Here is a 7,250-nt window from a genome sequence, read left to right as displayed (position 1 = left end):
GAAAGATTATATATTGGTGGATCCAGTAAACATACGCCTCAACGGTGCGAAGGGCATAGTTCCTACCTAGCATATAGTCACGGATGTACGCCAAGAACGGCGATCTTTTCATAGTTAAATACCTGTTTATTTATACAATATTTTTATTTTGGCAGAGTAAGGCAGGCTGTATATAGATATTCTTGCTTTTGCGTGTTTACTTGCGCAACTATGAAGATAAGTAACTGTTAGTTTTCAGTTATTTGAGATATGGTTGTAGTTTAATATCAGGAAATACAGAATTGTTCGGTAGTTAATAGCAGAATGGTTCTGGCTAAGAACTGTTATACCCCTAAAGGAGGATTAACACTTGGGTAATGAAAATGAATGGTTGATCTTCGAAGAAGACCACCAGCCTTTGAGAGACGAATTAATCGAAAGCGTTTCAATAATAGTTCAGTTCAACTTGCCTCAAGATTATGTTGAGTGTGTTAAGTATTACCATGGCGGGCAACCTAGGAATGGAAGTTTGTCTATTGACGTCAAAGGTTCATCTTGGGGTATTGGGTTTGGTGAATTATTAACTCTTGACCCACTAGAAAGTCGTACAAATGTTATTTCATCACTTTCAATCTTGCGGGAAGTACACGGTATATCAAAGAACTACCTGCCGATCGTTCTCGGTGCGGGAGGTGACTATCTTTGCTTAGACTACTCGGATAGTAATACTAATCCAGCGGTGGTGTTTTGGTTTCACGAACTCGAAGGTGAGGAGGCAATATTTACTGTGGCAGACTCATTCACACAAGTACTGTCTATGTTGAAACCATACGATGAATAGGGCATAACAAAGCATTTAAGACGGATTCGCAACGCTCGGCATTTTTGGTTTGCTTTGAATTTAGTGTTTACGGCACAATAGTTTAGGTTCAGTGGTCGTGCGTTGCTCACCACTTAATGCGGCGTTAGTACGGGGTTGACATTAAAGGTCATAAGTTTTGGTGTTTATTTGTTTCTGTGCTCGTCTTTACACCTTTCAGTTAGTACCTTTCACGTTCTTTCCGGTGGCACTATATGCGGAGTGTTTGCTTTGATTTCACCGTTTACGGTGTCTAACTCTTACCCTATTTCTTTGGCGCTTCTTCTCTTTCGTGGTTTTTACGAAGTCAGAGTTGTCTTTCTTTGGTATTGCCGTCGAAGTGCGAGGATCGAATCCTTTTCTAATTTGAAGCCAGTGAAAGTAGGGCAGTTCAGTGCGTTTTTCTTCTAGCCAACTTTCGTCTTTCAATCGGGGTAAAGTTTTGTAGCTGCCCGTCTCACTTCAGTGTTCAAAGCCTTTCATATTATGCCAGTTTTCAATATCTTGGAGCGCATGAATAGAAGTAGCGCATGTACTAACAAATTGCTTAAGAGTGATTCATAACGCGTGGCATTTTTACTTTGCGGTGGCTTATGTGATTAGGGCGCTGTGCGGTAGCTTTTGTATTGCGTTACTCACACCTTAGCAAGGCGTTATGTTTTTAAGGAGAGCTATGAATATCGCAATAGAAGATAGCGAGCTTACTTTTAAAGCGAGTATATTGATTCTCGAAGAGCTCTTGCATTTAGGGTGCGATAACTTCTCAGTTCAACTGAACATATCATATGATGGAAGTGGCTCTAACCGACAAAAACAGTTTAAAACTGACGTTGTTGACTACTCTCTCGGTAGTTTGACCAAGGAAGTATTTTTCTTTAGTCATAAGACTTGCAGGTTTAGTGAAACATCGGAACATTATGCTTTTAATCGAGACACCATTCCTATTATTTCAAGAGCAATGGGAAGAGGCCTCATGTGCTTTAAGGCAGATTTAGAGTGGGGAATTAGTGAATGGCAGTTTTATTCGGGTAGTGTCTTACTTGCGGGTGCGAATGTTAAGGATGACTACTTTTTTATTTTTGGAGTTGAACAAAGGTTTGTAGACTTACTTGCCAATGTAAATATTCCAATTGTAATACAAACATAACAAGGCGTTTAAGGCAGATTCCCAACGCTTGGCGTTTTGCATTCTAAGTTGGGTTAAGTGTTTATGGTGTATGGATTTGTGTTAGGTAGTTTAGCGTTGCTCACTACTTAACGCGGCGTTAAGCCTATTTTACATGAGGATGATTTTGAAAAAGTTAGTAAGTCGCTATTCCTTGCACATTTGTTTTTGCTTCGCTGGATTTTACATTTCAGCAGTAGCTTTGGCGTATGCAGACGCTGAGTCGCTTAGTTTTGTGTCGGTCCTAAATTCAATTGGTGTTTTTCTAGCATCGGCTGGTGCTGTTGCCGCATTACTTACTTTGTTTCATGTTGTTTACTCAAGAGTGGAAGACAAAGAAGAGCAAGAGGTCAACTACTTTAAATATTCGCTGTTTATTCTGGATCGACAAGCGATGTTTATATCGATGTATGAAGATAGGATTGCACATTTTCAAGGGACTGATGAAACACAAAGAGCCCTACAGCTTGAATCACTCAAATTTGACGACACACTCTGTAATGTTATTAGCATTGAAAGATGTCTAGGCTTGCTTTCATCCCCTAATACTGCGCTGTTATCGGAACTAGATCGTTGTCAAAGAGACTTTAAGATACTATCGAATACAATTGCTCGTAGAAATCAATTGTATATAAACGATTACCAAAGGAAAGTTCAGCACCACTTTTCACCAGGTATGGCTTTTAGCCAAGAAGAATTAGAAGAAATCGTTGGTAATTCACTTTTACCCTCGCTCGTTGAGTTTACTAATGAGATATACCTGCAATTGCCGAAAGTTAAAGGGCATATCGTTGATGTTCACAAGCAATTGCATACAGAGTTTAAGCGAAAGTACCCATATAGAAAGTTCGTCGAAAGCAAATAGGCTTAACAAACTGTTCAAGAGGGATTCGCAACGCGTGGCATTTTTACTATGCGTTGGTTTTAGTGATTAAGGTGGTGTGCGGTGGCTTCGGTATGGCGTTACTCACCCCTTAACAGGGCGTTAGCTGGTAGGAGGTTATATGGAAATTAATACCGACTTTGAGAAGATGAACTTTCATGATGTATCTATCAAAGATGTCTCCAGAACTGACTCCAAGATTGTCATCGCTCTCAGTGGTATTTTCATCAGCAAAGAGCACCCAAGTTCAAATGGAAGCGATCTAATTGTTCAAAATGGGGTGATGACTCTATACAACGTATCCAATGAAAAAAGTCTCACCTGGTTAAATAGTGTTGCACCTGTCAGGCACGAAACGCCAGAGTACCCAATTGATGAAATCATGAATGCGAAGTTTGATGGAAGCACATTCCACTTTGATGGCTTTAAGGAAACGATGCCTTGGCATGAGTGGTTTATTCAGGCAACAAGTTTCAATTTGGTCGTCTCCGATGTTGTGGAGACAACCAGCTAACAAATTGTTCAAGAGTGATTCGGCACGCGTGGCATTTTTACTATGCGTTAGTTTTAGTGGTTAAGGTGGTATGCGGGAGCTTCGGTATTGCGTGCCTCACACCTTAACAAGGCGTTATGTGATTAATGAAATTTCAACTTCATTGGAGAATATAAACTGAATATGGGCACAATAAAAAATCCAAAAGAGATATATCAGGAGCTAGGGCGCCTTATTTGGTCTATCTTTCCAGAAGATGGTTTAGAAGCATATTTCTATTGCCAAGTATTTAGTTCCGATAGCGACTATAAGTTTAATTGGCTAGATCGCGAGGGAAATGAGTCAAAGTACGATTTTGAGCAACACCCGAGTGATGTTCTCTATTTAATCGCAGTTCAGTTACGAGAATTACAACAACATTCTGTCTTTGAGCGAGAGCGATGGACCCATTGCAAAGTCACGCTTACTGATGACGCTCAAATAAACCTCAAGTTTGCTTACATAGATAAAAATGATAGCTGGAGCGGTTTGTATATGAGAGGGATTAGTTCGCTAGCCAAAGATGAACTAGAGACTTTTTCTGTGCCTAACGATGTTTGGGAAGAATGCCAGCATACTGCCTAAATATGTCCTCTTCTGGCTAAATTAAGAAATAACCAATCGCAGCTGGTAGTTGGATAAACACATAACAAAGCGTTTAAGACGGATTCCCAACGCTTGGCATTTTCGGTTTGCTTTGAATTTAGTGTTTACGGCACAATGGTTTAGGTAACGTGGTAGCGTTGCTCACCACTTAACGCGGCGTTAAGTTTCTAGGAGGATATGTGAGACAAATATCAAAAGCCCGTTTTGAGGCTTTGAGTTATGCACGAATCCCATTCGTTAAATTCATTTCTGAAGATATCGAGTGGTATTCAAATGATAATAACGCAGTTTTAGGCGCTATTTTACTAGATAAAATTGACAACGATTACGTTGCTATTGTGCTTGGAAGAGACGAAGCAGGAGTTTTTAGATTTATCGATCAAGAGCATAGCATTCCACAAATTGTCGATGCTAGATCTATTTTGTTAGGAAAGATGGAACATCATTCTAAAGATGGTGCTGAAGAATTTCCGCAAGGTGTGATTACTCGGAAAAAACATCTTATTTTTGAGTACATTGAGAAACGAGAGCCGATGCCTGATGACTATAAGTTATTGACTGAATGCGATCTTTTTAGTCCAGCGAAAGAGCTTATTGCAGAAATAGCTTATTCATTCGAAGACCCTGATGGCAACTATATCGAGCAATTCCAGAGTTCTGGATTTAATTCTAGAATGTGGGAGTTATACCTGTACGCATTCTTTCATGAAGCTGACTTCATGATAAACCGAGAGTTTAATGCTCCGGACTATGTTGTAGAAAAAATGGGACAGCGCATTTGTGTGGAAGCAGTGACAGTTAACCCAAGTCAACATGCAGATAATGAACCTGAGCCTAAAAGTCATGAAGAAATTGAAAGGCTTTTAAAAGACTATATGCCGATAAAATATGGTAGCCCTTTATTTTCTAAATTAAACAAAAGGTACTGGGAAAAGGAGCATGTAGCGGGTAACCCATTACTTATTGCTATTCATGATTTTCATCAAACAGATTCAATGATGTGGTCAAGGAGTGCATTGGAAAGGTATTTATATGGTGCAGAGAGGCAGCATCGATTTGAAAATGGTGAAGTGATACAAGAGGTAACTCAAATATCTGAGCATAGGTGGAACGAAAAGGTGATTCCATCGAACTATTTTGCTTTAGACGATGCTAAGAATATCAGTGCGATTATACACTCAAATCAAGCTACTATCGGTAAGTTTTTGCGAATGGGGTATTTAGCTGAATTTGGCAGAAGAGACCTAGACATCAAATTTGTTGGTCAAGGTATACATTTTAACAATCAGATCCCCTTAGATTTTGAATTTGAAGTTACTAATGGAGAGTATGCAGAGTATTGGAGCGACTCTATAACAATTTACCATAATCCAAATGCACTAAACCCTTTAGACCCTGATTTGTTTCCAAACGTGGCTCATGTGTTTTTTGGTGATGGGCAGTTCAGCTCAATAAAGCCTGCCTTTTATCCGATATACGGAAGAACTAGGTATCGCGTAAAAGAAACTTAACAATCTGTTTAAGAGTGATTCGCAACGCGTGGCATTTTTACTATGCGTTGTGTTTAATGTTTAAGGTGTATGCGGCGGCATCGGTATTGTGTTGCTCACACCTTAACAGGGCGTTAATTTTATAAGGAATTTGATGATCTGGACAATATTATTGGTAGCATCTTTCAGTTTTTCTCTCTACCAACTAAGTTTCGCGGCTTTTTCTAACGTATTGGATGGTGGGTGGTTATCTATAATTAGTGCAGGTGCTGGATTAGCTTTTGCTCCAATAGTTCGTATTTTTCAAAAATGGAAAGCCAACAAAAATATTAATGTTCTTAGATCTCCTAACGTCTCGACTCGCTTTTACGAAAGAAAGTTAAACTTTCCGGTTACTAGTATGCTCGCTATATTAACCTCAATAGCATTTTTTGCCGTTAGCAACCATAAATTCGCGAGTGAACAGCACCATTTAAAAATTTTTGAAGTGGTAAAAATATCGTCAATGATGTTCAAAAATGGTTCTCAATTTAACTACGTACACGTTAGTGATGGAAGTAAAGTTGCTTATATAAGTGTTGATGAATCGCAAACTAGCTCTTATAAGAAAGGTGACTTAGTTAAAGTGAAAGTCAAAAAGGGTCTATGGGGTTTTTACATAGTCGAAGATCTAGCGGAGTGAATAAAGTTAACAAACTGCTCAAGACGGACTATCAACGCTCGGCAATTTTAGTTCTAGTCAGGTATAGTGTTTACAGCAGCTAGTATAAGTATCGTGTTATGCGTTGCTAGCCACTTAGCAGGGCGTTATATGCCATGGAGATTTAAAAATGTATCCTAATTCAATAAATAAGAATATGGTTGGAGAGTACCCAGCAAGCACTAAATCAGGTGGTGGGTATTTTTATGATCAAGTTCTAGAATACCGGGTTTGGTGTCGGCCGTGGCAAGGTGCCCCCGACGAATTTGATGGAGAAATATACTATTACGCATTTCACACTTATGAAGAGGCTCTTGAGTTTTCAAGTAATACTGAAGGTTCTGAAAAACCGTTGGTTTTAGTTAAACAACTTGAGTGGATCGATGAACCTGAAACAGGGAAGTTCATTCACAAAACGGGAGAACGTGTAACTGAATGGGTTGTGGAATGGTTAGTTGGTAGTAAGCGCCAAGAGAATACAATTGCTGATTTTATTGCCCAAAATGGCATATAACAAACTGCTTAAGACGGACTGCCAACGCTCGGCGAATTTACTTCAAAGTTTGTTCGGTGTTTTAAGGTGGCTTGTTTACTTATTGTGGTATGTTGTCAGCCACTTAGCAGGGCGTTATGTGTAAAAAGGATTACGAGGTATGAATCAAGAAAAAGTAGTAGATGTCTATATTCCAGCACTCGTTGCTTTGTTAACTAGAGCAGAGAAAATTGCAAAGCGGCCTCTTTCAGAAACTGAAGTTTTGAGAATAAGAGATAAAGCAACAAAGGTGAGCCAACCTCTATCTGGCATGCCTGCATTTCTAAAACAGCGTGGCTATCATGACCTCTATGCCCCAGAAGCTTGGGAAGAATGGAACTTATACAGAGAAGGTAAATTAGATTTATCCATTGGTGACGATGAAAACACATAACAAGAGACTATGGCGTCAATAGTTAATTTTTGGCGCTATTGTTATCCCACATTACACCGTCTCTGAGCATCGAGTTTAAGATCACAACCATCTTTCTCATGCAGGCAACT

9 protein-coding genes and 1 pseudogene are annotated in these 7,250 nt (G+C 39.4%); 9 read left to right on the top strand and 1 reads right to left on the bottom strand.

All coding sequences use genetic code 11. The features are described from left to right. A pseudogene (locus AC6R00_RS18020) lies at nucleotides 1–112 on the bottom strand (integron integrase); the annotation flags it as partial. Nucleotides 113–349: 237 nt separating this feature from the next. Here AC6R00_RS18020 and AC6R00_RS18015 point away from each other — a divergent pair. The 9 genes from AC6R00_RS18015 (at nucleotide 350) to AC6R00_RS17975 (ending at nucleotide 7,140) form a co-directional block, all read left to right on the top strand. Then, nucleotides 350–820, top strand: coding sequence for an SMI1/KNR4 family protein (locus tag AC6R00_RS18015; protein ID WP_500641453.1), 471 nt, complete (start codon nucleotides 350–352; stop codon nucleotides 818–820). Nucleotides 821–1,511: 691 nt separating this feature from the next. After that, on the top strand, nucleotides 1,512–1,985 hold the full coding sequence (locus AC6R00_RS18010) for a hypothetical protein (protein ID WP_500641452.1): 474 nt from the start codon (nucleotides 1,512–1,514) through the stop codon (nucleotides 1,983–1,985). 139 nt (nucleotides 1,986–2,124) lie between these two features. After that, nucleotides 2,125–2,868 (top strand): hypothetical protein, encoded by a 744-nt coding sequence (locus tag AC6R00_RS18005; RefSeq protein ID WP_500641454.1) that lies wholly within the window; start codon nucleotides 2,125–2,127, stop codon nucleotides 2,866–2,868. A 139-nt stretch (nucleotides 2,869–3,007) separates the two neighbouring features. Then, nucleotides 3,008–3,400: a hypothetical protein gene (locus AC6R00_RS18000; RefSeq protein WP_500641451.1), complete on the top strand. Its 393-nt coding sequence runs from the start codon at nucleotides 3,008–3,010 to the stop codon at nucleotides 3,398–3,400. Nucleotides 3,401–3,562: 162 nt separating this feature from the next. Further along, nucleotides 3,563–4,003 carry an immunity protein YezG family protein gene (locus AC6R00_RS17995; RefSeq protein WP_500641450.1) on the top strand — a complete coding sequence of 147 codons (441 nt, stop codon included), beginning with the start codon at nucleotides 3,563–3,565 and terminating at the stop codon, nucleotides 4,001–4,003. A 200-nt stretch (nucleotides 4,004–4,203) separates the two neighbouring features. Next, complete coding sequence (locus AC6R00_RS17990) at nucleotides 4,204–5,535, top strand: hypothetical protein (protein ID WP_234499566.1); 1,332 nt, start codon at nucleotides 4,204–4,206, stop codon at nucleotides 5,533–5,535. Nucleotides 5,536–5,668: 133 nt separating this feature from the next. After that, the gene (locus AC6R00_RS17985; protein WP_500641449.1) at nucleotides 5,669–6,196 is read left to right on the top strand and encodes a hypothetical protein; all 528 of its coding nucleotides are present in this window, start codon (nucleotides 5,669–5,671) and stop codon (nucleotides 6,194–6,196) included. Nucleotides 6,197–6,344: 148 nt separating this feature from the next. Beyond that, nucleotides 6,345–6,728: a hypothetical protein gene (locus AC6R00_RS17980; protein ID WP_038162685.1), complete on the top strand. Its 384-nt coding sequence runs from the start codon at nucleotides 6,345–6,347 to the stop codon at nucleotides 6,726–6,728. A gap of 139 nt (nucleotides 6,729–6,867) precedes the next feature. After that, the gene (locus tag AC6R00_RS17975) at nucleotides 6,868–7,140 is read left to right on the top strand and encodes a hypothetical protein (protein ID WP_500641448.1); all 273 of its coding nucleotides are present in this window, start codon (nucleotides 6,868–6,870) and stop codon (nucleotides 7,138–7,140) included. The last annotated feature ends 110 nt before the right edge of the window (nucleotides 7,141–7,250 follow it).

It is taken from the genome of Vibrio sp. R10-SF1-ISO8 (assembly GCF_059833805.1).
This window is presented reverse-complemented; position numbering and strand designations above follow the sequence as displayed.

Bases quoted from the DNA above. Each gene is read 5' to 3' on its own strand.
- AC6R00_RS18010 (WP_500641452.1), top strand. From the start codon at position 1,512: ATGAATATCGCAATAGAAGATAGCGAGCTTACTTTTAAAGCGAGTATA.
- AC6R00_RS18005 (WP_500641454.1), top strand. From the start codon at position 2,125: ATGATTTTGAAAAAGTTAGTAAGTCGCTATTCCTTGCACATTTGTTTT.
- AC6R00_RS18000 (WP_500641451.1), top strand. From the start codon at position 3,008: ATGGAAATTAATACCGACTTTGAGAAGATGAACTTTCATGATGTATCT.
- AC6R00_RS17995 (WP_500641450.1), top strand. From the start codon at position 3,563: ATGGGCACAATAAAAAATCCAAAAGAGATATATCAGGAGCTAGGGCGC.
- AC6R00_RS17985 (WP_500641449.1), top strand. From the start codon at position 5,669: ATGATCTGGACAATATTATTGGTAGCATCTTTCAGTTTTTCTCTCTAC.
- AC6R00_RS17980 (WP_038162685.1), top strand. From the start codon at position 6,345: ATGTATCCTAATTCAATAAATAAGAATATGGTTGGAGAGTACCCAGCA.
- AC6R00_RS17975 (WP_500641448.1), top strand. From the start codon at position 6,868: ATGAATCAAGAAAAAGTAGTAGATGTCTATATTCCAGCACTCGTTGCT.